Source organism: uncultured Stenotrophomonas sp., assembly GCF_963519125.1.
GTDB lineage: Bacteria > Pseudomonadota > Gammaproteobacteria > Xanthomonadales > Xanthomonadaceae > Stenotrophomonas.
The window spans coordinates 27103-51329 of the sequence record NZ_CAUQLJ010000021.1 but is presented as its reverse complement, the minus strand read 5'-3'; the positions used below and the strand labels follow the sequence as shown (position 1 = coordinate 51329).

The following is a 24227-nucleotide window of genomic DNA, read 5'->3' as shown; positions in this document are numbered from 1 at the left end:
GCGCAGCCCGAGGGAGGCAACCGTCACGGTTGCAACCATGCCGCCGCTGCGCGGCATGCCCGTGGCAGAATCGGGCAGCTGATCCTTTCGCCCGTGAACGATGTCCACTTCCGCCGCTGCACCTGTCGTCAATTCGCCTCGCCGTGTGCTGCTGGCCAGCCTGATCGGCACCACCATCGAGTTCTTCGACTTCTACATCTACGCCACGGCGGCGGTGCTGGTGTTCCCGCACCTGTTTTTCCCCGACAGCAGCGAAGGCGCGGCCCTGCTGCAGTCGCTGGCGACGTTCGCAGTGGCGTTCATCGCGCGGCCGGTGGGTTCTGCGGTGTTCGGCCACTACGGCGATCGGATCGGCCGCAAGGCCACGCTGGTCGCGGCGCTGTTGACCATGGGTGTGTCCACGGTGGCGATCGGCCTGCTGCCCACGCATGCCAGCATCGGGCTGGTCGCGCCGGCGCTGCTGGCGCTGTGCCGGTTCGGCCAGGGGCTGGGGCTGGGGGGCGAGTGGGGTGGGGCGGTGCTGCTGGCCACCGAGAACGCGCCGCCCGGCAAGCGTGCCTGGTACGGCATGTTCCCGCAGCTGGGTGCGCCGCTGGGCTTCCTGCTGTCGGCCGGCATCTTCCTGCTGCTCGGCCGCGCCATGAGCGACGCCGACTTCCTGCAATGGGGCTGGCGCGTGCCGTTCCTGGCCAGCTCGCTGCTGGTCGCGGTCGGTTTGTGGGTGCGATTGAACATCCACGAGACCCCGCAGTTCCAGGCCGCGCTGGACCGCAACGAGCGCGTGCGCCTGCCGATGTGGACGGTGCTGCGCCACCACCCGCGCACGCTGCTGCTGGGCACGCTGGGCGCGTTTGCCACCTTCGTGCTGTTCTACCTGATGACGGTGTTCACCTTGGGCTATGGCACCACGGTGCTCGGCTACAGCCGCGAGCAGTTCCTGCTGCTGCAGATGGTCGGCATCCTGTTCTTCGCCGCCGGCATCCCGCTGTCGGCGAAGTACGGCGACCGCTGGGGTACGCGCCGCACCATGATCGTCGCCAGCGGGCTGATCCTTGGTTTCGGCGTGCTGTTCGCCCCGCTGTTCCAGGCCGGGCATCCGTGGATGGTGGTCGCGTTCCTGTCGTTGGGCCTGTTCCTGATGGGCCTGACCTACGGGCCCTGCGGCACCTTCCTGGCCGAGATCTACCCGGTGCAGGTGCGCTACACCGGCGCCTCGCTGTCGTTCAACCTGGCCGGCATCCTCGGCGCAGCGCCGGCGCCGTATGTGGCGACCTGGCTGGCCGGTCGTTTCGGCCTGGTGGCAGTGGGGTACTACCTGTGCCTGACCGCAGTGGTGACCATCCTGGCGCTGCTGGCCATGGGCCGGCCGGCACGGCTCAGCGGAAAATCCGCTTGAGCGTGCGGCCCAGCCAGGTGCCCTGCTGGTGGTCGCGGGCGAACTGGTTGAGGTGCTGCTTCACCGTTTCCGCATAGGCCTTGTCATCTCCGCGGATGTGGTTGAACAACCAGCGCGAGAGCATGGTGCGCAGTTCGTCGGTGACGTCTTCGCCGGCCTGGAAACGCAACCGGTACTCGGCGACACGCTTGCCGAAGATCTCGTGCACGCGCTTGTGCGCGGCGCAGAACGGATAGCCGGCTTCTTCCATCAACTCTTCTTCGAAGGCGAAGTGCGACATGGTGTAGTCCACCAGCTCGTCGATCACTTCGGCCACGGCGAGCGTGTGCAGGCTGGTCTGCGCCACATGCAGGTGGTTGAGCATCTCCACGATCCGCATGTGCTGGTGATCGATCACGTCGATGCCGATGTTGAGGTCGTCCTGCCAGACCAGAAGTGCCATGCTGCGTTCCCTGTGCGGTGTGCCGGGAACGACTCTAGGCAGGGTGGCGCAATCCCGCGTTGATCTGGATCAAAGCGCCAGCGCGGGTTCGCGCGCTGCCGTGGCCACGCCGGTGCTGCATACCCGGTTGCGCCCGGCCGCCTTGGCCAGGTACAGCTGGCGGTCGGCCTCGGATATCAGCCCGTGCAGCGCGTCGCCCGCCGGGCGCAGGCAGCACACGCCGATGCTCACGGTCATGCGCAGGGTGGTGTGGCCAAGGTCGACTTCCAGCGCCGCAATGCGCTGGCGCAGGACCTCGAAGTAGCCGATGGCTTCATCTTCTTCCAGCCCCGGTACCAGCAGGCAGAACTCTTCGCCTCCGAAGCGCGCGATCAGGTCCTGGTCGCGCGCGTGGTCGGCCACGGTGGCCGCCACCGCGCGCAGCGCGTCATCTCCGGCTTCGTGGCCGTGGGTGTCGTTGATGTGCTTGAAGTGGTCGATGTCGATCATCGCCACCGCCACCTGTTCCCCCTTCAGCTCCAGCTTCGGCAACTGCCGCTGGCTCTGCTCCAGGAAGCAGCGCCGGTTAGGCAGGCCGGTAAGGAAATCGCGCGTGGCCAGGTCCTGCAGGGTGCCGATCAGCTCCAGCTGGTCCACGTTCTGCGAGACACGGCAGAAGAATTCCTCCCGCGAGAAGGGTTTGCGCAGGAAGTCATTGGCCCCGTTCTTCAGGAAGCGCGGGATCAGCGAAGGGTCGGTATTGCCGGAGATGCCGATCACCGCCACCTTGTCGCGTGAGCGCAGGGTGCGCAGGCGGCGGGTGAATTCCACGCCCTCCATGCCGGGCATTTCCTGGTCGACCACCGCCAACCGGATGGCCGGGTGCGCTTCGATGGCCTTGAGGCCTTCGGCACCGTCGGCGGCCTCGTAGACCTCATGGCCGTACATGCGCAGCAGGGACGCGGCGTACAGGCGTGCAGACATCGAGTCGTCCACCACCAGCGCAGCGATCCGGCGGTTGCGGTCCAGCCGCTGCACCAGCCACACCAGGTAGTCCACGCTGCCCGGCGTGTTCTTGAGCACGTAGTCGATGATCTGCTGCTGCAGCACGCGCTTGCGCAGGTCCTCGTCGTACACGCTGCTGACCACCACCGTACGCAGCCCGCGCGACAGGAAATAGTCCACCACCTTGTCGCGGTCGCCGTCGGCCAGGACCAGCCCGGTCAATACCAGGAACCAGCCCTTCTCTTCGTCCAGCAGGCGCCCGGCCTCGGCCAGGCTGGTCGCCACCGACACCGGCAGCTCCAGCCGCTGCTCGATGGCCTCCTTGAGCATGCTGGTGAACGTGCGCGAGTTCTCCACCAGCAGAATCCGCTGAGGCAGGTCTTCCCCGGGGGCGCTGTCCAAAGCGCCCTGAAACAGTGCCGGCATGTTGCGTACGCTCGAAATCCGAGAGGGTCGGAAGTAATAGCGGCGTCTTCACGCCGGACTTTAGGGGCAATGTCCGGATCTGTGCGGTGGGTGTCGTTGGACAATTGCGACCTGTCACATTCCAACCGGCCTCAACCGCCTGCGTAGCGCCGGGCTCTGCCCGGCGCGCTTCATCCGATCACGTCCCGCAACTTGTACCAGGACATCGCCGCGACCAGCAGCGGGGTACGCAGCAGCTTTCCGCCCGGGAAGCGCTTGTGCGGAATGCGTTCGAATACGTCCAGCCGTTCGTTCTGACCGGCAATGGCCTCGGCGATGACGGCACCGGCCAGGCCGGTGGCGGCGACCCCATGGCCGGAGAACCCCTGTGCGAAGTAAACGTTCGGGGTCAGCCGGCCCCAGTGCGGGGCGCGGTTGCGGGTGATGTCCACGTAGCCGCCCCAGACCTGATCCATGCCCACGTCGGACAGCTGCGGAAACACCTGGTGCATGCGCCGGGTCATCACCCCGCGCAGGTTGGGGGGCGGCAGCGCCGAGTAGCTGGCGCGGCCCCCGAACAGCAGGCGGTGGTCGGCGCTGAGCTTGAAGTAGTCCAGCGCCCAGCTCACGTCGGCCACGGCCATGTCGTTGCGGATCAAGGCGCGGGCGCGCGCTTCGCCCAGCGGCGCGCTGGCGCCGATGTAGGTGCCCACCGGCATGATCCGGCTTTCCAGCTCCGGCGCGATGCCTTGCAGCCAGGCATTGCCGGCGATCACCACCTGGTTCGCCGTCACCGTGCCGTGCGCGGTGTGCAACTGCGGGCGGCTGCCGCGCACCAGTGCCTGCACCGGGCTGGCTTCATGGATCATCACGCCCAGGCTCTCGGCCGCGCGGGCCAGTCCCACGGCATAGGCCAATGGCTGCAGGTGGCCGCTGGCCGCATCGAACATGGCGCCCCGGTAGCGCGGGCTGTCGAGCTGGCCGCGCAGCTGCTGCCGGTCCCACCACTGCAGGGGGTAGTCGTAGCGTTCCACCAGCGCCTGCATGCCCCGGCGCAGCGCACGCTCCTGGCGCGCATTGATCGGCACGCTGGCGTGCCCGTCGCGCCAGTCGCAGGCGATGGCGTAGTGCTGAAGGCGGTGGCGCAGCAGGGCCATGCCGTCACGTGAGAAATCGAACAGGCGACGCGCGTCGGGCTGGCCGAGCAGGTGTTCCAGCGTGTCCACCTCGCAGCCGTAACCGACGATGGCCTGGCCGCCATTGCGGCCGGACGCGCCCCAGCCGACCCGGTGGGCTTCCAGTACGGTGACCCGGTAGCCGCGCTCGGCCAGCGAGAGGGCGGCCGACAAGCCGGTATAGCCCGCGCCGAGCACGCACACATCGGTGGCCTGGTCGCCGCGCAGTGGGGCGCGCAACGGCTCGGCCGGCAGGCTTTCGGCGTACCAGCTGGGCGCATGGGCCAGGCCGGCCTGGCTCATCCGGGGCACCGGGGGGCGGGGGAGGGGACATCGCTCATGGGGCACAGCATGCCAGCAACCGGTGTTCACGGCAGGTGCGCCCGCCGTGATGCGCTTGGTTGCGCCCGCGCAGGGGGCAGGGGTAACGTGCCCGGCATGACCACTCGAACCCGCTCGCGCAAAGCCACGTCTCCGTCGCGCAAGGCGGCCGCACCGTCCCGAAAGGCTGCGGCCACGCCGGTGCCCGAAGAGAGCGTGCTGCTGCGCTGGCTCAAGGAACGCCACATCACCGAGGTGGAGTGCCTGGTGCCGGACATCACCGGCAACGCGCGTGGCAAGATCATCCCGGCCGACAAGTTCTCGCACGACTACGGCACGCGCCTGCCCGAGGGCATTTTCGCCACCACGGTTACCGGCGAGTTCCCCGACGATTACTACGAGCTGACCTCACCCTCGGATTCGGACATGATCCTGCGCCCGGACCCGGACACGGTGCGCATGGTGCCGTGGGCCACCGACCCCACCGCACAGGTCATCCACGACTGCTACACCAAGCACGGCGAGCCGCATGAACTGGCCCCGCGCAACGTGCTGCGCCGGGTGCTGGACGCCTACGCCGAGCTCGGCCTTCGCCCGGTAGTTGCCCCGGAGCTGGAATTCTTCCTGGTGCAGAAGAACACCGACCCTGACTTCCCGCTGCTGCCCCCCGCCGGTCGCTCGGGCCGGCCGGAAACCGCGCGGCAGTCGTATTCGATCGACGCAGTCAACGAGTTCGACCCGATCCTCGACCTGATGTACGACTACTGCGACGCGATGAAGCTGGACGTGGACACGCTCATCCACGAATCCGGCGCCGCACAGCTGGAGGTCAACTTCACCCACGCCAATGCGATGGACCTGGCCGACCAGGTGTTCCTGTTCAAGCGCACCATGCGCGAGTCGGCGATGCGGCACGGTGTGTACGCCACCTTCCTGGCCAAGCCGATGGAAACCGAGCCGGGCAGCGCCATGCACATCCACCAGAGCCTGGTGCGGATCAGCGATGGCCACAACGTGTTCAGCGGCGACACCGGCGGGGAGGAATTCAGCCCACTGTTCGGGCATTACCTGGCCGGCCTGCAGAAGTACGTGCCGGCGGCGATGGCGTTCTTTGCCCCGAACGTGAATTCCTACCGGCGGCTGGTGTTCGGCGAGGTCTCCCCGAGCAACGTGCACTGGGGTTTCGACAACCGCACCTGCGGCCTGCGGGTGCCGATGGACACTCCGGAGAACATGCGGGTGGAGAGCCGGTTTGCCGGCTCCGACGCCAACCCTTACCTGGCCATTGCCGCCACCCTGGCCGCCGGTCTGCTGGGCATCCGCGAGCAGCGCTCGCCGACCGCCCCGGTCAGCGGCAGCGCCAAGGAGCTGGGCTATGAACTGCCGCGCTCGCTGGGCGAGGCGCTGGACGGGCTGGAGGGCTGCCCGGAATTGCGCGAGATGCTGGGCGAGCGCTTCTGCCGGGCCTATGTGTCGGTCAAGCGCAAGGAATACGAGACATTTTTCCGGGTGATCAGCTCCTGGGAACGTGAGTTCCTGCTGCTGAACGTATGACCCAAGCCGCCTGATCGGGCATGGCCGTGAGCGCCGCGTGCTGGGAAAATGCCCGGCTGCCCGTTAGGCTGGCACCGTCGTGCCGGTCTGGCCGGTTCCCCCACCTCGCTCCTGACCTGTGGAGAGTCCGATGAAGCTGCGTATCCTCACCCTCGGCATTGCCGTCACCCTGCTCAGCGCCTGCGGCGGCGCCAAACAGGACGACAGCAAGGTGCTGAACGTCTACAACTACAGCGACTACATCGCCGAAGACACCATCCCGAACTTCGAAAAGGCCACCGGCACCACGGTGACCTACGACGTGTTCGACAGCGACGAAATGGTGGAAACCAAGCTGCTCGCCGGTGGCAGCGGGTATGACGTGGTGGTGCCGACGCTGAACTTCTTTGGTCGCCAGATCCAGGCCGGCGTGTTCCTGCCGCTGGACAAGAGCAAAATCCCCAACCTGGCCAATCTCGATCCGGAGATGATGAAGCGCATCGCGCAGCAGGATCCGGACAACAAGTACGGTGTGCCGTACATGATCGGCACCACCGGCATCGGCTACAACGTGGACATGCTCAAGGAGCGTTTCGGCGGCAGCACCGAGATCGCCAACAGCTGGGACCTGATCTTCAAGCCGGAAAACATCGCGAAGATGAAGGACTGCGGGATCACCATCCTGGATACCCCGGCCGACATGATTCCGATCGCGCTGCACTACCTGGGCGAAGATCCGCACAGCCATGATCCGGCGGTGATCCAGAAGGCGGCCGACCTGCTCAAGAGCATTCGCCCGTACGTGCAGAACTTCCACTCCTCGCAGTACGTGGGCTCGCTGGCCAATGGCGGCACCTGCCTGGTGGTGGGCTGGTCGGGCGACATCATCCAGGCCCGCGACCGCGCGGCCGAGGCGGCCAATGGCGTGACCGTGGCCTATTCGATTCCGAAGGAAGGCGCACCGCAGTGGTTCGACATGCTGGCCATTCCCAAGGACGCCAAGCACCCGGAAGCGGCCTACGCGTTCATCAACTACCTGCTCGACCCGAAGGTCGCGGCGGCCAACACCAACTTCATCCACTACGCCAACCCGGTGAGCGCGGCCACCCCGCTGGTGGACGAAGCGATCCGCAACGATCCGACCATCTACCCGCCGGCCGACGTCGCCGCGAAGATGTTCACCTACTCGATCAACCCGCCGGAAGTGGACAAGCTGTACACCCGGCTGTGGACCGAGATCAAGACCGGTCGTTGATCGGGCTGAGCAGGTGAGCCTGGATGTGCGGCAGCAACGCTTCGGCGTCGCGGCCGCCGTTGCACAGGTAGCTGGAGCTGACCCGCTGCAGGTTGTACAGGCCGACGAAGAACAGGCCTTCCTGTGGTGAAACCCCATACTCGCCCAGCGGGTAGCCGCGTGCATCGAACACGTTGTCCAGCTCCAGCCACGACCAGTCCGGCGCGAATCCCGTCGCCAGCAGGACCGAGCGGATGCCCTCCGCGTCAAGATCCAGCACCTCGCGTGGGTGCTCCGGTTCCCAATCCAGATACACCTCTTCAGGCAGGTAGCGCGCATCATCGGTGCGCGCTTCCGCCGCGCCGGCGAAATGCGCATCGGCAACCGCATGCAGGCGTTGATACTCCACCCGGGTGGCCGCAATCGCATCGCGCACCTGTGGACGTACATCGTTGAAGCGTGCGAGCTGGCCCTCAAGCGCCTGCAGCCGGCCCAGCAGCACCACCCCCTGCCGATGCATCGAGAGCAGGCTGATCGAACTGCCTTTGCCGAGTTCGCCCTTGCCCGACACCAGGGGAAACTCCGCGTTGCGCGCGCTGCGCAATGCACCGGGCACGCCGGCCAGCACCGCCGGGTGCTGGCTCACATGTCGATGGATCAGCCCCGACTGGATCCACCAGTCCAGCGAATCCCGCCCACGCAGCCGACGCAGGTTCATTGCCCGTGAGGCGATCGACCAGTAAACATCCCGCCCGGCCGCGCGCAGGTCCTGGGCGATCTGCGCACCGGACTGCCCGCCGCCCACCACCAGCACACCGCCTTCGGGCAACTGGCCGGCATGCCGGTAGTCGCCCGAGTGCAGTACCGAGAGCGTGGGGCAGGGCACGAACGGCACCCGCGGCAACTGCGGCCGCCGGTACTCGCCGGTCGCCACCACCACTGCCCGCGCCCGCAATGGGCCCTTCAGCGTCTCGATCCGGTACCCGTCCGTGTCGCGCGTGACCCGGCGCACCGGGCACTGCTCGATCACCGGCAGCGCCTGTTCGCCGGCATAGCCGTCCAGCAGCGCGACCACCTCACCGCCGGTGGCGAATCCCTCCGGGTCGCTTCCGGTATAGACATATCCCGGCAGCGCCGTCGTCGCATTGGGCGTGTTGGTCTGGAACGAGTCCCAGCGGCGCCGCCAGCTGCAGCCCACGGTCTCCGCTTCCAGCACCAGGTGGCGCACGCCGGCACGCACCAGCGTCGCGCTGACCGCGAGTCCGGACTGGCCTGCCCCGATCACCACCACTTCCCACGGCAGGGACGTGCCGTCATCAGCCACGTTGAATGCTTCGTCGGGTGCCCACCGGGTGTGCTGCAACATGCGTCGTTCTCCCTGTTCGATCCTTGTATGACGGGGGAATGTCGTCGCCGCCGGCGAAACGGGTCAACGCGCGGGAAGGCGGAATGTGATGTCGCCAGCCCTTCTGTGGATCGAAGCTGAGCAGGTGTGTCGCAGTTCAAGGTCCCGTGTTTTCCCGCATGTTCCGTGATCGGAAACGTCACCCGGGGAAGCGCTTTTGGACGGGTGGCTTTGCCCTTGCAGGGGCCCGGGGTCAAGAGTCAAAAACGCAGTGGCGCGCAGGGTGCGGATGTCGACGGGCACGTGACGCGCGCTGCCTGCTGGCGGAGAGATTTCACCTGGCCTCGACGTCGCACTCCCCAGGGTGGACACCGGAGCTGCAGGGGGGACCGCAGCTCCAGCCCCCTGATCAGGTATCGCAGCTGTCTCGAACGGTCGCTAAAATGGGCCATTCCCCACCCGATGCCGCTCCCGGAGCCGCTGCCCATGCCATTTGAAGCCAAGCCGGAAGGTGAGGTCGTCCCGGTCCTGGAGCCGGGCTATCTGTCCATCCGCGCGCTGCGCAAGGAGTTCGACGGCTTCGTCGCGGTCGACGACGTGAACCTGGACGTGCGCAAGGGCGAGATCTTCGCCCTGCTGGGCGGGTCGGGCAGCGGCAAGTCGACCCTGCTGCGCTGCCTGGGCGGCTTCGAGACGCCCACCGCCGGCAGCATCCAGCTGGACGGCCAGCGCATCGACGCGCTGCCCCCGTACCAGCGGCCGATCAACATGATGTTCCAGTCCTACGCGCTGTTCCCGCACATGAGCGTGGAGCAGAACATCGCCTTCGGCCTGAAACAGGACGGGCTGGCCCGCGACGCCATCCGCCGCCGGGTTGGCGAGATGCTGGAGCTGGTGCAGCTGCAGAAGCTGGCCAAGCGCAAACCGCATCAGCTGTCTGGCGGCCAGCAGCAGCGCGTGGCGCTGGCGCGGTCGCTGGCCAAGGGGCCCAAGCTGCTGCTGCTCGACGAGCCGATGGGCGCGCTGGACAAGAAACTGCGCTCGCAGATGCAGCTGGAGCTGGTCAACATCATCGAGACCTCGGGCGTGACCTGCGTGATGGTCACCCACGACCAGGAAGAGGCGATGACCATGGCCACCCGCATCGCGGTCATGGACGCCGGCTGGATCCAGCAGGTCGGCAAGCCCGACGAGATCTACGAACAGCCTGCCAACCGCTTCGTCGCCGGCTTCATCGGCTCGGTCAACCTGTTCGAAGGGGTGATCGATGAAGACCTGCCCGAGTACGTGACCGTGCGCACGCCGCTGTTCCCGGCGCCGATCTACGTTGCGCACGGCATCACCTGTTATGAAGGACAGGAGGTGGCGTTCGCGCTGCGCCCGGAGAAGGTGATGATCGGCAAGGACGAACCGGCTGGCGACACCAACAAGGCGCAGGGCGTGATCGAAGAGATCGCCTACTTCGGCAGCCATTCGGTCTACCACGTGCGCCTGCCCAGTGGGGCCAAGATACTGTCCAACTTCGCCAACTCGCAGCGTTGGGCCAGCGACGGCCTGACCTGGGGCGACAGCGTCTGGGTCCACTGGCGCGACAACGACGGCGTGGTGCTCACCGCATGAACGCCACAGGCTGGAAGCGCTGGCTCCCCGGTACGCGCAGCGGCGTGATCGCCGCGCCTTACCTGTGGCTGCTGCTGTTCTTCGCGGTCCCGTTCGTGATCATCCTGATGATCTCCTTCGCCCGCACCCAGGTCGGTTCGCCGCCGTACACCTGGCTGCTGGAGTACGTGGACGGCGCGTTCTCGCTCAAGCTGCACCTGGGCAACTATGCGGCATTGGTGAAGGACAGCCAGTACGCGCTGGCCTACCTCAGCTCGATCAAGATCGCGGTGATCGCCACGCTGTTCACGCTGCTGATCGGCTATCCGATGGCGTACGTGATCTCGCGGATGTCGCCGGCTGCGCGCAACGTGACGATGATGCTGGTGGTGCTGCCGTCGTGGACCTCGTTCCTGATCCGGGTGTATGCGTGGATCGGCATCCTCGACCGCAACGGCCTGCTCAACCAGCTGCTGCTGAAGATCGGGCTGATCGACGCGCCGCTGCAGATCCTGTACACCCCCACCGCCGCGTACATCGGCATCGTGTACTGCTACCTGCCGTTCATGGTGCTGCCGCTGTACGCGAACCTGGTCAAGCTGGACAACCGCCTGCTGGAGGCGGCGTATGACCTGGGCGCCAAGCCGTGGCAGGCGTTCCTGCGGATCACCCTGCCGCTGTCGCGCACCGGCATCATCGCCGGCTGCATGCTGGTGATGATTCCGGCGGTCGGCGAATTCGTGATTCCGGAAATGCTCGGCGGCCCTGACACGCTGATGATCGGCCGCGTGCTGTGGGGCGAGTTCTTCAACAACCGCGACTGGCCGACCGCGTCCGCGGTGGCGATCGTGATGCTGGCCCTGCTGCTGGTACCGATCCTGCTGTTCAACCGGGTGCAGCAGCGTGAGCTGGAAGGGAAGCTGACATGAGCATGGTGCGTCGCAGTCGCTGGCTGGGCTGGACGGTCCTCGGGCTGGGCTTTGCCTTCCTGTACCTGCCGATCCTGCTGTTGATGATCTATTCGTTCAACGCCTCCAAGCTGGCGACGGTGTGGTCGGGCTTCTCCACGCGCTGGTACGGGGAGCTGTTCAACAACCGGCAGATCCTCGATGCGCTCTGGATCAGCCTGAAAGTGGCGTTCTGGACCGCGAGCGCGGCCACGGTGCTGGGTACCATGGCTGCCATGGTGATGACCCGCTTCAAGCGCTTCCCGGGCAAGACCGTGTTCGGCGCGCTGATCACCGCACCGCTGGTGATGCCCGAGGTGATCCTGGGGTTCTCGTTGATGACGCTGCTGGTGGCGATGGGCGGCATTCCCGGCTTCCCGAGCCGCGGCGTGGGCAGCATCTGGATCGCGCACGTGACCTTCACCCTGTCGTTCGTGACGGTGATTGTCTCCTCGCGCCTGCAGGAGCTTGACCGCTCGCTGGAAGAGGCCGCGATGGACCTGGGGGCGAGCCGCCTGAAGGTGTTCTTCCAGATCACCCTGCCGATCATCGCCCCGGCGCTGGTGGCCGGCTGGCTGCTGGCGTTCACGCTGTCGCTGGATGACGTGGTGATCGCCAGCTTCGTGGCCGGCCCGAACTCGACCACCCTGCCGATGAAGGTGTTCGCCTCGGTGCGCATGGGCATCAAACCGGAGATCAACGCCCTGGCCACGCTGATGGTGCTGGCGGTGTCGGTGGCGGCGGTGGTGGGGTGGTTCATCACCTCGCGAAGCGAGAAGCGTCGCCAACGCGACATGCAGATGGCGTTGCAGGACCCCGGTTGATTCCTGCCGGGCTCTGCCCGGCCGCCGTTCGCGACGCTCTGTCGCACCTGCAGGACGGTCTTCGCCAATTCCAGCAACATCCGGCTCACAAAGGTAGGCGCAGACTGGTGCCCTGTCTTTTGGAGCACCGCGATGACCGTCGAGATCGTCAACCCCGCCACTGGCCTGGTGACTTACCGCCATGAGTTGCTGAACGCCGCGGAGGTCGAACAGCGCCTGGCCGCCGTTGCCGCGGCCTTCCCGCAGTGGGCCGAGCGTTCGCTGCAGGCGCGTGGCGCGATCCTGCGCGGCATCGCCGCGCAGCTGCGCGAACGCCGGGATGACTTCCAGTACGCGATGACCACCGAGATGGGCAAGCTCAAGGGCGAGGCGCTGGCCGAGGTGGAGAAGTGCGCGCAGGCCTGCGAGTACTACGCGGACCACGCCGCCGACTATCTCAAGCCGCAGCTGATCGATACCGAAGCCCAGCGCAGCTACGTGCGCTACGAGCCGATCGGCTGCGTATTCGCGGTGATGCCGTGGAACTTCCCGATCTGGCAGGTGTTCCGCTTCCTGGCCCCGGCGTTCATGGCCGGCAACGTGGCCCTGCTCAAGCACGCCAGCAACGTGCCGCAATGCGCCGACCTGATCCTGGCGGTGTGTCGTGATGGCGGCCTGCCCGAGGGTGTGTTCGACGTCCTGCACATCGACAACGACCAGGCCGCCGAGGTGCTGCGCGACCGGCGGGTCAAGGCGGTCACCCTGACCGGCAGCGAGCGGGCAGGGCGTTCGATCGCCGCCAATGCCGGCGACCAGCTCAAGAAGTGCGTGATGGAACTGGGCGGCAGCGACGCCTTCGTGGTGCTGGACGACGCCGACCTGGACAAGACCGTGGCCGCCGCGGTGAAGTCGCGCTTCGACAACAGCGGGCAGACCTGCATCGCGGCCAAGCGTTTCATCGTGGTCGACGCGGTGGCCGATGCGTTCGTGGAAAAGTTCGTCGCTGCGGCGGCGGCGCGGGTGTACGGCGACCCGCAGGACGAGAAGACGACCCTGGCGCCGATGGCGCGCGCCGACCTGCGCGAGGAACTGCACAAGCAGGTACAGGCCAGTGTGTCCGCGGGGGCCACGGTGCTGCTGGGCGGCGAACCGGTGCCCGGCACGCATGCCGGCTACCCGGCCACGATCCTCGACAACGTGGTGCCGGGCATGCCGGCCTACGACGAAGAGTTGTTCGGACCGGTGGCGGCGATCCTGCGCGTGCGCGACGACGCCGACGCGCTGCGGGTGGCCAATGACACCACGTTCGGGCTGGGCGGCAGCGTCTGGAGTGGCGATCCGGTGCGGGGGGAAGGCATCGCCAAGCGCCTGGAATGCGGCGCGGCCTTCGTCAATGCGATCGTGAAGAGCGACGTACGCCTGCCGTTCGGCGGCAGCAAGCGCTCAGGGTTCGGGCGCGAACTGGCAGACCATGGCATCCATGAGTTCATGAACATCAAGACGGTTTACGTCGCCTGAGGGGTATCCCCCCGGTAGCGCCGGCCGCTGGCCGGCCCATGCGGTCTACAACCACTTCGCCCGCTTGAACAACCAGTACAACCCGACACACACCGCCCCAACGCCCACGATCATCGCCGGATACGCCCACGATTTATCCAGCTCCGGCATGTGCGCGAAATTCATGCCGTACCAGCTGGTAATCAACGTAGGGGCGGCCAGCAACGCCGCCCACGCACCCAACCGCTTCACCGTCTCACCCTGCGCCAGTGTCACCAGCGAAAGGTTGACGTTGAGCGCCGTGCCCAGCATTTCGCGGAGGGTATCGATCACATCGCTGATCCGCACCGCATGGTCGTGCACGTCGCGGATGTAGAGTTTTACTTCGTCCGGAATCAGCTCGCCCGGGTAGCGGCGCAGCTGCGCCAGCACGTCCTGCAATGGCGCCACCGCCATCCGCATCTTGTTCAATTCGCGCTTGAGCTCATACAGGCGCACCACGGTGCTGCGCTGGTAGCTGTCGGCGAAGATGTCCTTCTCCAGCGAATCCAGGGTGTCGCGGAAGTCGGTGGTGATCGGCAGGTAGTTGTCGACCACGAAATCCAGCACCCCATACAGGCAGTACGAGGCGCCCATGGTCAGCAGCTGCGGCTCGCGCTCGACCCGGGCCCGCACCGGTGCGTACGACAGCGACGCGCCATGGCGCACCGTGACCAGGAAACGCGGGCCAAGGAAGGCATGGGTTTCGCCATACTCGATGCGGTCGTGCACCCGCTGCGCGGTGGTGACCACCACGAACAGCGTGTTCCCATAGGCTTCCACCTTGGGGCGCTGGTGTGCATTGCGCGCGTCGTCGATGGCGAGGTCGTGCAGGCAGAACTCTTCCTGCAGCTTGAGCAGCACGGAATCCGCAGGGTCGTACAGGCCCACCCAGACGAACCCGTTGTTGCTGGCGATCACATCGCTGATGTCATCCAGCGCGATATCGTGACGCTTGCCCTGGTCGTCGTAGTGCACGCAGTTGATGACGCAGGTCGGGTTGGCAGTACTTTCCATGGACGACATCCTGCGTCAGCGGCCCGTGACAGCCAGGTCACGACGGCCCAGCACCCACGCCAGCGCGACATGCACCGGCAACAGCAGCACGATCCACTGCAGGTTGATCTGCGGCTGCAGGGTCAGCCAGTGCAGCACCAGTCCGAGCGCTGACAGCGCCGCCACCGCCCACAGCAGCACCCGGAACCACGCGCGCGGGGTGCGGCCGCGCAGCAGGGTGATCGCGCCCGGCAGCAGCAGCAGGCATAGCGGCGACAGTTGCAGCAGGTTGCGGTTGGCCCAGGCCGCGTGATGCGCGCTGAAGCCCCACAGGAAGGTCAGCAGCGCGCCGGCAATGCCGCAGAACAGCCACAGCGGCAGGGCCAGCCCGCCCAGCAGGCGCGGTCGGCGGCGCAGCGCGACCACCCCGGCGGCCAGCACCAGCCCGCACAGCAGCCACGGCCACCAGCGCCGCGCGAATTCGGCCGGTTCGGGTGCGATCCGGTGCGGCAGCAGTTCCTGTTCGGACTGCACCAGCGGGCGGCCTTCGCTGTTGCGCACCTCGCGCAGGGCCGCAGCCAGGCGCATCGGCACGAACGCTTCCTGCCAGCGCGACAATGGCTGGTCGGCGAACGGGCCGAGGCCGATGTCGAAGCCAAGCCACATCCACGGCGCCGGCGAGGCCAGCCGCACCGATTCGCTGCGGTAGGTGTTGCCGCGCGAGCGGCCGGACAACTGCGAATGCAGCCCGCCGCCAAGCGCACCGTCGATCGCATCGCGAACCATGGTGGCGCAGTTGGCGGTGTAATAGTCGTAGCGGTAGCGCGCGTTTTCCGGCCTGGCGCGCTCGGCCAGCGAGGCGGCCAGGGTGCGGGCCTGTTCGGGGCTGAGGTCCAGCCACTGCAGGTTGGCGCCGCGGCCGCTCTCCTGGTAGTAGGACAGGTCCTGCTCCAGCGGCAGCGCCACCAGGTAATACATCATGTCGCCGCGGATGAAGCGGCTGATGAAATCCGGTTCGCTGGGATCGAAGTAGCCGAAGTTGTACGAGGTCGCCGCACCGGTAACCGGGTCGACCACCACGATGGCGTCATGCCCGAAGCGCTCGAAGAAGATCGAGCCGGGCTGCATGGTGACGATGCCGATCCGTGGTGGCGGCGCGTCGGTCACCGCCGAAGCCGCGGGTGCGGCCACGGGTGCGGGCTCGGCCAGCGCGACCGGCGACAGCCCGGACAGGCTGGCCAGGACCAGCAGGAACAACAGGCGGCACAACGGCCACCGCATCAGCAGGGGCCGCATGGCGTGGGTCAATCCTCGATGGAGATGTCGGGCGGCAGCACGGTCACGTGGAACGCCTGCACGCGGCGCGCATCGGCACGGGCCACCCGGAACACGAAGCGGTCCAGGGTGAGCTCGTCGCCGGTTTCGGGCAAGTGCCCGATCGCCTCGGTGACCAGTCCGCCGATGGTGTCGTAGTCGTCGTCGGAGAACCCGGCGCCGAAGCGCTCGTTGAAGTCCTCGATCGGGGTCAGCGCGTCGACCACGTACTGGCCGTCGGCCTGGATCGCGATCTGCGCGGTGTGGTCCTCGGCCTCGTCGTGCTCGTCGTCGATCTCGCCGACGATCTGCTCCAGCACGTCCTCGATGGTGACCAGCCCGGCAACGCCGCCGTACTCGTCGACCACGATCGCCATGTGGTTGCGCGACAGGCGGAATTCCTTGAGCAGCACGTTGAGCTTCTTGGCCTCCGGAATCAGCACCGCCGGGCGCAACAGCTCGCGCACGTTGGCCGGCCCGTTGTCGGCGACCACGCCGCGCAGCAGGTCCTTGGCCAGCAGCACGCCAAGGATGTCGTCCTTGTTGTCGCCGTGCACCGGGAAGCGCGAATGGCCGGATTCGACCACCTGCTTCATCAGTTCCAGGAAGGGGGCTTCCACCGGCAGCGAGACCATCTGCGAGCGCGAGATCATCACGTCGCCTACGGTGAGCTCGGCCACCGAGATCGCGCCTTCCATCATCCGCAGGGTGTCGGCGGCAATCAGGCCGTCGTCGTGCGCGGTGTGCAGGACCGCCACCAGCTCGTCGCGGGTGTGGGGTTCGCCGGAGAAGGCAGAGGTCAGGCGTTCCAGCCAGCTGCGCTTCTTTTCATTTTGCTCCGAGAGGGAGCTACTACTGTCGTCTTCAGACATCTCTGCAAAAAAGGCACCCGGCGAGCCGGGCGTTGGGGCCAGTCTAGCAGGATGCGGGCCGCTGTCAGCGCCGGTCCGCCGGGGTGTTCACGGACGGGGGCAGGGACCCGGCCGGGGCGGGCGAGGTCTCGGCGGGCGGCGCCTCTTCTTCCTCCTCGGCCGGCAGGTCCAGGCTGTAGGTACACCCGGCCAGGGTCTTGCCGGGGTGGGTCTTCACGGTGGACACGCTGAGGATGATCGACTCGATCATCGGCTCGCCGGTGCGTGGATCGGTCACGTCGCGGGCGACCACCTCGCGGCCGGCCATGAACTTGTCCGGGTTGTCCACGCCATCCTCCAGCGCCAGCCCCTTGGCCAGCGGGCGCGGGTCGCCCACGTCCAGGATCGCCATGATGCTGGGGCCTGAGACGGTCAGGTATTCCACGCGCTGACCGAACACGGTGATCGGACTGGCCAGGCGGAACTCGGACATGAACTGGTTGGTCTGTGGCAGCGGCGCCATGCCGTTGGCCACCGCCTTGAGCGGGTCGGCCACTACCGCGGCCACCGCGTCGTAGTCGGCCACGCGCTGGCGACATTCGATCAGGGCCGCCAGGTCCAGCCGCGGGGTGCTGTCGGTAGCGGCCGGCGCCGAGCGCGCCGGGGCGGCAGCGACAGCCAGGACGACGGCCAGGAGCATCGGGCCAAGGCAGGCGGTGCGCAGCAGCGTCATGGGCTCAGCGCTCGCCGGCATAGGGATCGGCGATGCCGAGATCGGCCAGGATCTCGCGCTCCAGCTGCTCCATGGCCTCGGCTTCCTTGTCGTCCTCATGGTCCCAGCCGAGCAGGTGCAGCGCGCCGTGTACGGTGAGGTGCGCGTAGTGCGCATTGAGCGCCTTGCCCTGTTCGACCGCCTCGCTGGCCACCACCGGGGCACAGATCACCAGGTCGCCCAGCAGCGGGAACTTGACGCCCTTGGGCAGGCCCTCGGGCAGTTCGGCCGGGAAGCTCAGTACATTGGTGGCGTAGTCCTTGCCCCGATAATGCCGGTTCAGCGACTGGCCTTCCTTCGCGTCCACCACCCGGATCGCCAGGTCGGCTTCGCGGATGCGGCCCTTCAGCGCCGCGGCCACCCATTTGCGGAAGCTCACCGCCGACGGCAAGCCGGCCCGTGGCAGGGCGTAGCTGACGGCAACATCGAGGCGGACGGGGCCCTTGGTCATGGCAATTCCGGTGTTTCAGTACAGAAGAAAGCCATTATTACGCGCGACTGGCCCGCTCTGCCACTTCACGCGTCCGGCTTGACCTGCTGCAGATCTCGCCGGTCGTACGCGCCCACGATCCGCGCCACCAGCGGATGGCGCACCACGTCGCGCGCCTCGAAGAAGGTGAAGCTCACCCCGTCCACATCGCGCAGCACCTCGACCGCATCGCGCAGGCCGGACTTCACATGCTTGGGCAGGTCGGTCTGGGTCAGGTCACCGGTCACCACTGCGGTCGAGCCGAAGCCCAGTCGGGTCAGGAACATCTTCATCTGTTCCACCGTGGTGTTCTGCGCTTCGTCCAGGATCACGTAGGCATCGTTGAGGGTCCGCCCGCGCATGTACGCCAGCGGCGCGATCTCGATGACGTTCTTCTCCAGCAGCTTGACCACTTTCTCCACGCCCATCATCTCGTACAGGGCGTCGTACAGCGGCCGCAGGTAGGGGTCGACCTTCTGGCTCAGGTCGCCGGGCAGGAAGCCCAGCTTCTCGCCAGCCTCCACCGCCGGACGCACCAGGATCAGCCGCTGCACGCGCGACTCGTTGAGCGCATCGACCGCGCTGGCCACGGCAAGGAACGTCTTGCCGGTGCCGGCCGGACCGATCCCGAAATTGATGTCGTGGGTGGCGATCTGGTGCAGGTAGCGCGCCTGGTTGGCGCCACGCCCGCGCACCGTGCCGCGTTTCACCTTGATCGCCACCTCCTGCGCTTCGTAGCTGCGTTCGACCACGTGTTCCACGTTGGCCTGGTTGAGCCGCAGGTGGATGGCGTGGTTGTCGAAGGTCGTGTCGGCCGCTTCCAGGTACAGCGCCTCGATCACGGCCTGCGCCTCCTCGGCCAGCGCCTTCGGCCCCGTCACCCGGAACACGTGGCCGCGGTTGGCGATCTCCACGCCCAGTTTCAGTTCGATCTGGCGCAGGTGCTCGTCGAACGGGCCGGACAGGTTGGCCAGGCGCTCGTTGTCTTCGGGGGTGAGGGTGAATTCGCGGTGTGCCAGTGCGGTCATTGCGTCCGGCGGCCGCAGTCGCAACGACCGTGCCGCGTAATAGAAGTGGACAGACAGGGTAGCGCGCCCCCAGTGAGGGCCGCTACACGCCGGCCCCTGCGGCCGAACCGTAGCGACACGCCACGCGTGTCCCAAGCGGCCCATCACCATTCGACTTCTCCACAACCACTGTGCAACAGCCCATCAGCAACCTGTGGATAGTTCACCGCGACCTTACTGCTGCAACGCTCACAACCCCATGGTCAAAAAATGGACATAACCGCCCGGGTTTTCCACACCCCTTGTGGGCCGCTGCTGGAGAAAGATGTGGATAACCCCGCACGCCCCAGCAGCCGCAAGGGTTACCAAAGCGTGATCATTTAGTGACCACCCCCCACGGCGCATCGGCAGACATGACCCTTCCTTCACGCGGGCATGCGCAAGGTGATGACTTCCATCACCGCCCCGATCGCGCCGGGACCCGCCGATGCCTGCAGCCCGCTACCTGCCTCTGCGTGGACTCCTGCTGGCGGTCGCCGGAGTCGCGCTTTCCGGCTGCAGACCGGCAGCCCCCGCTGCACTCGGCACCCTCGAATGGGACCGCATCACCGTCCCGGCACCGGCCGCCGAAACCATCGTCGGCATCGGCGTGCGCGAAGGCCAGCAGGTGGCTGCCGGCGCGGCCCTGCTGCAGCTGGAGCCGATCCGTACCGCCGCCCAGCTGCAGGCGCTGGAGGCCCAGGCCAACCAGGCCGGAGAGGCGCTGCAGGAGCTGCGCGAAGGTCCTCGGCGCGAAGACATCGACCAGGCCCGCGCCACCCTCGCTTCGGCGCGCGCCGAAGCGGTCGACGCCTCGGCGTACTACCGCCGCCTGCAGCCGCTGGGCCGCCAGCAGCTGGTCGCCGCGTCCGATGTGGATCGCGCCCGCGCTGCCGCCGGCAGTGCGCAGGGGGCGGTGCGGGCGGCCGAGCAGGCGCTGCTGGCGCTCGAACACGGCACCCGCGTCGAGCAGGTCGCGCAGGGCGAGGCCGCACTGCAGGCCGCGCAGGCCCAAGCCGCCGCGCAGGCGGTGACCCTGCGCAAGCTCGATCTGGTTGCGCCGCGTGCCGGTCGGGTCGATGCGCTGCCGTACAAACTGGGCGACCAGGCGCCGGTCGGCGCGCCGCTGGTGGTGCTGCTCGTAGGCGAGCGCCCGTATGCGCGGGTCTACCTGCCCGAGCCGCTGCGACTGAAGGTCCGGGTCGGGCAGGCCGCCCAGGTGCACCTGCAGGGGCGCGATGGCGCACTGCCGGGCCACGTGCGCAGCATCCGCAGCGACCCCACGTTCACCCCGTACTACGCACTCAGTGGCGAGGACGTGTCGCGGTTGAGCTGGCTGGCCGAGATCGAACTGGATCCGGCCGAGGGCAATGCGCCGCTGGGGGACTTGCCGGCCGGCGCACCGGTCCGGGTCGAATTTTGAGCGCGCCGGCCGACGCCGCGGCCGCTGCCGCGCCACTGGCGATCCGCGCGCGCGGCCTGACCAAGCGCTTCGGCGCCCTCGCTGCGGTCGACCATGTCGACCTCAGCGTGCCGCGCGCCAACGTCTATGGATTCCTCGGCCCGAACGGCTCCGGCAAGTCGACCACCATCCGCATGCTGTGCGGCTTGCTGACCCCCACCGAGGGCGAGATCGAGGTGCTGGGCCTGCGCATTCCCGAACAGGCCGAAGCGCTGCGCCGTCGAATCGGCTACATGACCCAGCGCTTTTCGCTGTTCGAAGACCTCACCGTGCGCGAGAACCTGGAGTTCCTGGCGGCGGTACAGGACATCCCGCGCGCCAAGGCCGCGCAGCGGATCGACACGCTGCTGCAGCAGTACCGGTTCGAGGACCGCCAGAAGCAGTTGGCCGGCACCATGAGCGGTGGCCAGAAGCAGCGGCTGGCCCTGGCCGGGGCGGTCATCCACGAGCCGGAACTGCTGTTCCTGGACGAACCGACCAGCGCGGTCGACCCGGAATCGCGGCGCGATTTCTGGGAAAAACTCTTCGACCTGGCCGACGCCGGCACCACGCTCCTGGTCTCCACGCATTACATGGACGAGGCCGAACGTTGCCATCGGCTGGCCATCCTCGATCGTGGCGTGCTGGTCGCAGACGGCAGCCCGGCCGAGCTGACTGCGGCACTGGAGGGCCGCACGCTGGAAGTGCATGCCGGGCAACCGCGCCAGGCACAGCGCGTGCTGAAGGACCTGCCGGGCGTCCTCAGCGTGGCCCAGATCGGCAACACCCTGCGGGTGCTGCTCGACAGCGGCGATGACGCGCAGCCGCGACTCCAGCAGGCGCTGCGCGTGGAAGGGCAGGGCGCGGAGGTCGTGCGCAGCGAGCCGAACCTTGAAGATGTGTTCGTCTCGGCCACGCGCGGCCGCGAGGCACCGGCGGATGCCGAGGCCGCGCGATGAACCTGCGCCGGCTGTGGGCGATCGTGCTCAAGGAGCTGCGGCAGATGCGTCGCGACCGCATCACCCTGGCCATGATCGTCGGCATTCCGGTGATGCAGCTGGTGCTGTTCGGATACGCGATCAACCTCAACCTGCGCAACCTGGAGACCGGCATTGCCGACCAGGCCGGCACCTCGGCCTCACGCGCGCTGCTGATGGACATGGTCGCTACCGGCGTGATCAGTCCGACCCTGCACGTGGAGACTCCCGAGCAGCTGATGACAGCGCTGCGGCGCGGACAGGTCAGCCTGGGCATCGTCATTCCGCCGGATTTCGAGCGCCGCCGCTTCGACGGTCGCGAAGCCGTGCAGGTGCTGGTGGACGGCAGCGACACCGTGGTGCAGAGCGCCGCCGTGCAGCTGGCGCAGGTGCCGCTGGACAGCCAGCCGCTGCGCAACGACCGGCCGCTGCGTACAGGCGCGGCCGGCACCGCGGGACAGATCAGCGTGGTGGCGTTCTACAACCCGGAACGGCGTTCGGCGATCAACATCGTACCGGGTCTGATCGGCATCATCCTGACCATGACCATGGTGATGTTCACCGCCGTGGCGATCGTGCGCGAACGCGAGCGCGGCAACATGGAGCTGCTGATCGCCACGCCGTTGAGCAGCAGCGAGCTGATGGTGGGCAAGGTGCTGCCGTACGCGGCGATCGGCCTGGTACAGACCACGCTGGTGCTGCTGTTGGGCATGTGGCTGTTCGAGGTGCCGGTGCGTGGCAGCGTGCTGGACGTCTACCTGGCGGCGGTGCTGTTGATCGCCGCGAACCTGTCGCTGGGCCTGTTGATCTCGACCAAGGCGCAGTCGCAGTTCCAGGCCATGCAGATGACCATGTTCGTGTTCCTGCCGTCGATCCTTCTGTCCGGCTTCATGTTCCCGTTCGCCGGCATGCCGCGCATCGTGCAGTGGGTGGCGGAGATCCTGCCGCTCACCCATTTCCTGCGCCTGGTGCGCGGCATCATGCTGCGCGGCGCGCGCTGGTGGGAGCTGTGGCCGGAGGTTCTGGCGCTGCTGGCCTTCATCGTGGTGATGATGACGCTGGCGATTGCCCGGTTCCGCAAGCGATTGGATTGATCAGGCGACCACTAACCGCCCGCGCAACGAATTGCTGTACGCCTCGGTGATTTCAACGTCCACCAGCTGCCCGACCAGGCGCGCCTGGCCCGGGAAATTCACCGAACGCATGTTCTCGGTCTTGCCGGTCAGCTCGTCCGCATTTCGGCGCGAGGGGCCTTCCACCAGCACCGTCTGCACCGTGCCGATCATCGCCTGCGAAATGGCCGCGGCCTGCTCGTTGATGCGGGCCTGCAGGCGCGACAGCCGTGCATGCTTTTCGGCGTCCGTAATGGTGTCTTCCAGGTCGGCCGCCGGCGTGCCAGGGCGACGCGAATAGATGAAGGAGAAGCTCTGGTCGAAGCCCACGTCTTCGATCAGCTTCATGGTCTTCTCGAAATCCGCCTCGGTTTCACCGGGGAAGCCGACGATGAAGTCGGAACTGATCGAGATGTCCGGGCGCACCGTACGCAGCTTGCGGATCTTGGCCTTGAACTCCAACGCGGTGTAGCCGCGCTTCATCGCCGACAGCACGCGGTCGCTGCCGGCCTGCACCGGCAGGTGCAGGAAGTTGGCCAGTTGCGGCACGTCGCGGTAGGCGTCCACGAGCGAGTCGCTGAACTCCAGCGGATGCGAGGTGGTGAAGCGGATCCGGTCGACCCCGTCGATCTCGGCGATGGTGCGGATCAGCAGGCCGAGGTCGGCAAGCTCGCCGTCGCCGTACGGGCCACGATACGCATTGACGTTCTGGCCCAGCAGGTTGATCTCGCGCACGCCCTGCGCCGCCAGCTGCGCCACTTCCACCACCACGTCCTCGAACGGGCGGCTCACTTCGGTGCCGCGGGTGTAGGGCACCACGCAGAACGAGCAGTACTTGGAGCAGCCTTCCATGATCGAGACGAAGGCCGAGCCACCCTCGGCGCGCGGTTCGGGCAGGCGGTCGAACTTCTCGATTTCCGGGAAGCTGATGTCGACCTGCGACTTTCCGGATTCGCGGCGCTGGCGGATCAGTTCCGGCAGGCGGTGCAGGGTCTGCGGGCCGAACACCAGGTCCACGTGCGGGGCGCGCTTGATGATCGCTTCGCCTTCCTGCGAGGCCACGCAGCCGCCGACCCCGATGATCACGCCACGGCCGTTGTTCTTCAGCGCCTTCCAGTAGCCCAGCTGGCTGAACACCTTCTCCTGCGCCTTTTCGCGGATCGAGCAGGTGTTCATCAGCAGAACGTCGGCCTCGGCCGGGTCGTCGGTCAGCTCCAGGCCTTCCTCGGCGGCGAGCACGTCGGCCATCTTGGTCGAGTCGTACTCGTTCATCTGGCAACCGTGGGTCTTGATGTACAGCTTTCCGCGCACCGGGCCGGTCACCTGCGGGCGGACGCCGGGCAGGGGCAGCAGGTCGGGGCGGGGGGAATCGGTGGCAGGCACGGCGGTGCCGGCCGAGGTCGGCAGGGTCGAAGCTGGCGTCCCGGTCATGGCGCTTATTCCAGTCGGGTGGGCGGGCGCGCGGCCCTGGGAAGGGCTGCGGAATGGGCGGGCATTGTACCGGTTCCGGGGCGTATCCCCGGCTCGGA

The 24227-nt window shown here is 67.3% G+C and carries 21 protein-coding genes; 10 read left to right on the top strand and 11 right to left on the bottom strand.

All coding sequences use genetic code 11. From position 1 onward, the window contains the following. The first annotated feature begins 100 nt into the window (after positions 1-100). The gene (locus RYM47_RS16115; protein ID WP_315389147.1) at positions 101-1396 is read left to right on the top strand and encodes an MFS transporter; all 1296 of its coding nucleotides are present in this window, start codon (positions 101-103) and stop codon (positions 1394-1396) included. Here RYM47_RS16115 and RYM47_RS16110 read toward each other — a convergent pair. The 3 genes from RYM47_RS16110 to RYM47_RS16100 form a co-directional block, all read right to left on the bottom strand. Then, on the bottom strand, positions 1377-1838 hold the full coding sequence (locus RYM47_RS16110) for a bacteriohemerythrin (protein ID WP_315389145.1): 462 nt from the start codon (positions 1836-1838) through the stop codon (positions 1377-1379). The genes RYM47_RS16115 and RYM47_RS16110 overlap by 20 nt on opposite strands. Positions 1839-1907: 69 nt before the next feature. Continuing rightward, positions 1908-3248 (bottom strand): diguanylate cyclase, encoded by a 1341-nt coding sequence (locus tag RYM47_RS16105; protein WP_315389144.1) that lies wholly within the window; start codon positions 3246-3248, stop codon positions 1908-1910. A 170-nt stretch (positions 3249-3418) separates the two neighbouring features. Further along, positions 3419-4705, bottom strand: coding sequence for an FAD-binding oxidoreductase (locus RYM47_RS16100; protein ID WP_315389142.1), 1287 nt, complete (start codon positions 4703-4705; stop codon positions 3419-3421). Positions 4706-4840: 135 nt separating this feature from the next. Between RYM47_RS16100 and RYM47_RS16095 the strand changes: the two genes are divergently transcribed. Beyond that, on the top strand, positions 4841-6277 hold the full coding sequence (locus tag RYM47_RS16095) for a glutamine synthetase family protein (RefSeq protein ID WP_315389140.1): 1437 nt from the start codon (positions 4841-4843) through the stop codon (positions 6275-6277). A gap of 130 nt (positions 6278-6407) precedes the next feature. Further along, positions 6408-7511: a polyamine ABC transporter substrate-binding protein gene (locus tag RYM47_RS16090; protein WP_315389139.1), complete on the top strand. Its 1104-nt coding sequence runs from the start codon at positions 6408-6410 to the stop codon at positions 7509-7511. On the opposite strand, the gene RYM47_RS16085 is transcribed toward RYM47_RS16090, so the two are convergent. Continuing rightward, positions 7495-8856, bottom strand: a complete 1362-nt coding sequence (locus RYM47_RS16085; RefSeq protein WP_315389138.1) for an NAD(P)-binding domain-containing protein — start codon at positions 8854-8856, stop codon at positions 7495-7497. The genes RYM47_RS16090 and RYM47_RS16085 overlap by 17 nt on opposite strands. A gap of 465 nt (positions 8857-9321) precedes the next feature. On the opposite strand from RYM47_RS16085, the gene potA reads away from it, so the two are divergent. The 4 genes from potA (at position 9322) to RYM47_RS16065 (ending at position 13702) form a co-directional block, all read left to right on the top strand. After that, a complete protein-coding gene (gene potA, locus RYM47_RS16080; RefSeq protein WP_315389136.1) occupies positions 9322-10455 on the top strand; it encodes a polyamine ABC transporter ATP-binding protein in 1134 nt (377 codons plus the stop codon). Then, positions 10452-11363: an ABC transporter permease subunit gene (locus RYM47_RS16075; protein WP_315389134.1), complete on the top strand. Its 912-nt coding sequence runs from the start codon at positions 10452-10454 to the stop codon at positions 11361-11363. The genes potA and RYM47_RS16075 overlap by 4 nt, the downstream gene beginning before the upstream one ends. Continuing rightward, positions 11360-12205 carry an ABC transporter permease subunit gene (locus RYM47_RS16070; protein ID WP_315389132.1) on the top strand — a complete coding sequence of 282 codons (846 nt, stop codon included), beginning with the start codon at positions 11360-11362 and terminating at the stop codon, positions 12203-12205. The genes RYM47_RS16075 and RYM47_RS16070 overlap by 4 nt, the downstream gene beginning before the upstream one ends. Positions 12206-12337: 132 nt before the next feature. Further along, positions 12338-13702, top strand: coding sequence for an NAD-dependent succinate-semialdehyde dehydrogenase (locus RYM47_RS16065; protein WP_315389130.1), 1365 nt, complete (start codon positions 12338-12340; stop codon positions 13700-13702). 45 nt (positions 13703-13747) lie between these two features. Here RYM47_RS16065 and RYM47_RS16060 read toward each other — a convergent pair whose 3' ends face one another. The 6 genes from RYM47_RS16060 to RYM47_RS16035 all read right to left on the bottom strand — a co-directional run bounded on the left by RYM47_RS16060 (position 13748) and on the right by RYM47_RS16035 (position 19150). After that, positions 13748-14746 carry a magnesium and cobalt transport protein CorA gene (locus RYM47_RS16060; protein WP_102945844.1) on the bottom strand — a complete coding sequence of 333 codons (999 nt, stop codon included), beginning with the start codon at positions 14744-14746 and terminating at the stop codon, positions 13748-13750. 6 nt (positions 14747-14752) lie between these two features. Beyond that, positions 14753-15997 carry a DUF4105 domain-containing protein gene (locus RYM47_RS16055; protein WP_315389178.1) on the bottom strand — a complete coding sequence of 415 codons (1245 nt, stop codon included), beginning with the start codon at positions 15995-15997 and terminating at the stop codon, positions 14753-14755. A gap of 23 nt (positions 15998-16020) precedes the next feature. After that, positions 16021-16902, bottom strand: a complete 882-nt coding sequence (locus RYM47_RS16050) for a transporter associated domain-containing protein (protein ID WP_070206924.1) — start codon at positions 16900-16902, stop codon at positions 16021-16023. Between the two features lie 64 nt (positions 16903-16966). Next, on the bottom strand, positions 16967-17614 hold the full coding sequence (locus RYM47_RS16045) for a hypothetical protein (RefSeq protein WP_315389126.1): 648 nt from the start codon (positions 17612-17614) through the stop codon (positions 16967-16969). Between the two features lie 4 nt (positions 17615-17618). After that, positions 17619-18104, bottom strand: a complete 486-nt coding sequence (ybeY, locus tag RYM47_RS16040; protein ID WP_102945841.1) for an rRNA maturation RNase YbeY — start codon at positions 18102-18104, stop codon at positions 17619-17621. Positions 18105-18169: 65 nt separating this feature from the next. Then, positions 18170-19150 (bottom strand): PhoH family protein, encoded by a 981-nt coding sequence (locus tag RYM47_RS16035; RefSeq protein ID WP_315389125.1) that lies wholly within the window; start codon positions 19148-19150, stop codon positions 18170-18172. Positions 19151-19616: 466 nt separating this feature from the next. Between RYM47_RS16035 and RYM47_RS16030 the strand changes: the two genes are divergently transcribed. Genes RYM47_RS16030 through RYM47_RS16020 form a run of 3 tightly spaced genes read left to right on the top strand, consistent with a single transcriptional unit; the run spans position 19617 to position 22680 of the window. After that, positions 19617-20591 carry an HlyD family efflux transporter periplasmic adaptor subunit gene (locus tag RYM47_RS16030; RefSeq protein WP_315389124.1) on the top strand — a complete coding sequence of 325 codons (975 nt, stop codon included), beginning with the start codon at positions 19617-19619 and terminating at the stop codon, positions 20589-20591. A gap of 41 nt (positions 20592-20632) precedes the next feature. Next, entirely contained in the window at positions 20633-21568 is a 936-nt protein-coding gene (locus RYM47_RS16025; RefSeq protein ID WP_315389177.1) for an ABC transporter ATP-binding protein, read from the top strand. Beyond that, the gene (locus tag RYM47_RS16020; protein WP_315389123.1) at positions 21565-22680 is read left to right on the top strand and encodes an ABC transporter permease; all 1116 of its coding nucleotides are present in this window, start codon (positions 21565-21567) and stop codon (positions 22678-22680) included. The genes RYM47_RS16025 and RYM47_RS16020 overlap by 4 nt, the downstream gene beginning before the upstream one ends. On the opposite strand, the gene miaB is transcribed toward RYM47_RS16020, so the two are convergent. Next, positions 22681-24129, bottom strand: a complete 1449-nt coding sequence (miaB, locus tag RYM47_RS16015; RefSeq protein WP_315389121.1) for a tRNA (N6-isopentenyl adenosine(37)-C2)-methylthiotransferase MiaB — start codon at positions 24127-24129, stop codon at positions 22681-22683. Positions 24130-24227: the final 98 nt, after the last annotated feature.

What these genes read in the sequence shown, in the direction of transcription:
- RYM47_RS16115 (WP_315389147.1), top strand. Translation starts at nt 101, where the DNA reads ATGTCCACTTCCGCCGCTGCACCTGTCGTCAATTCGCCTCGCCGTGTG.
- RYM47_RS16110 (WP_315389145.1), bottom strand. Translation starts at nt 1,838, where the DNA reads ATGGCACTTCTGGTCTGGCAGGACGACCTCAACATCGGCATCGACGTG.
- RYM47_RS16105 (WP_315389144.1), bottom strand. Translation starts at nt 3,248, where the DNA reads ATGCCGGCACTGTTTCAGGGCGCTTTGGACAGCGCCCCCGGGGAAGAC.
- RYM47_RS16100 (WP_315389142.1), bottom strand. Translation starts at nt 4,705, where the DNA reads ATGAGCCAGGCCGGCCTGGCCCATGCGCCCAGCTGGTACGCCGAAAGC.
- RYM47_RS16095 (WP_315389140.1), top strand. Translation starts at nt 4,841, where the DNA reads ATGACCACTCGAACCCGCTCGCGCAAAGCCACGTCTCCGTCGCGCAAG.
- RYM47_RS16090 (WP_315389139.1), top strand. Translation starts at nt 6,408, where the DNA reads ATGAAGCTGCGTATCCTCACCCTCGGCATTGCCGTCACCCTGCTCAGC.
- RYM47_RS16085 (WP_315389138.1), bottom strand. Translation starts at nt 8,856, where the DNA reads ATGTTGCAGCACACCCGGTGGGCACCCGACGAAGCATTCAACGTGGCT.
- potA (WP_315389136.1), top strand. Translation starts at nt 9,322, where the DNA reads ATGCCATTTGAAGCCAAGCCGGAAGGTGAGGTCGTCCCGGTCCTGGAG.
- RYM47_RS16075 (WP_315389134.1), top strand. Translation starts at nt 10,452, where the DNA reads ATGAACGCCACAGGCTGGAAGCGCTGGCTCCCCGGTACGCGCAGCGGC.
- RYM47_RS16070 (WP_315389132.1), top strand. Translation starts at nt 11,360, where the DNA reads ATGAGCATGGTGCGTCGCAGTCGCTGGCTGGGCTGGACGGTCCTCGGG.
- RYM47_RS16065 (WP_315389130.1), top strand. Translation starts at nt 12,338, where the DNA reads ATGACCGTCGAGATCGTCAACCCCGCCACTGGCCTGGTGACTTACCGC.
- RYM47_RS16060 (WP_102945844.1), bottom strand. Translation starts at nt 14,746, where the DNA reads ATGTCGTCCATGGAAAGTACTGCCAACCCGACCTGCGTCATCAACTGC.
- RYM47_RS16055 (WP_315389178.1), bottom strand. Translation starts at nt 15,997, where the DNA reads ATGCGGTGGCCGTTGTGCCGCCTGTTGTTCCTGCTGGTCCTGGCCAGC.
- RYM47_RS16050 (WP_070206924.1), bottom strand. Translation starts at nt 16,902, where the DNA reads ATGTCTGAAGACGACAGTAGTAGCTCCCTCTCGGAGCAAAATGAAAAG.
- RYM47_RS16045 (WP_315389126.1), bottom strand. Translation starts at nt 17,614, where the DNA reads ATGACGCTGCTGCGCACCGCCTGCCTTGGCCCGATGCTCCTGGCCGTC.
- ybeY (WP_102945841.1), bottom strand. Translation starts at nt 18,104, where the DNA reads ATGACCAAGGGCCCCGTCCGCCTCGATGTTGCCGTCAGCTACGCCCTG.
- RYM47_RS16035 (WP_315389125.1), bottom strand. Translation starts at nt 19,150, where the DNA reads ATGACCGCACTGGCACACCGCGAATTCACCCTCACCCCCGAAGACAAC.
- RYM47_RS16030 (WP_315389124.1), top strand. Translation starts at nt 19,617, where the DNA reads ATGCCTGCAGCCCGCTACCTGCCTCTGCGTGGACTCCTGCTGGCGGTC.
- RYM47_RS16020 (WP_315389123.1), top strand. Translation starts at nt 21,565, where the DNA reads ATGAACCTGCGCCGGCTGTGGGCGATCGTGCTCAAGGAGCTGCGGCAG.
- miaB (WP_315389121.1), bottom strand. Translation starts at nt 24,129, where the DNA reads ATGACCGGGACGCCAGCTTCGACCCTGCCGACCTCGGCCGGCACCGCC.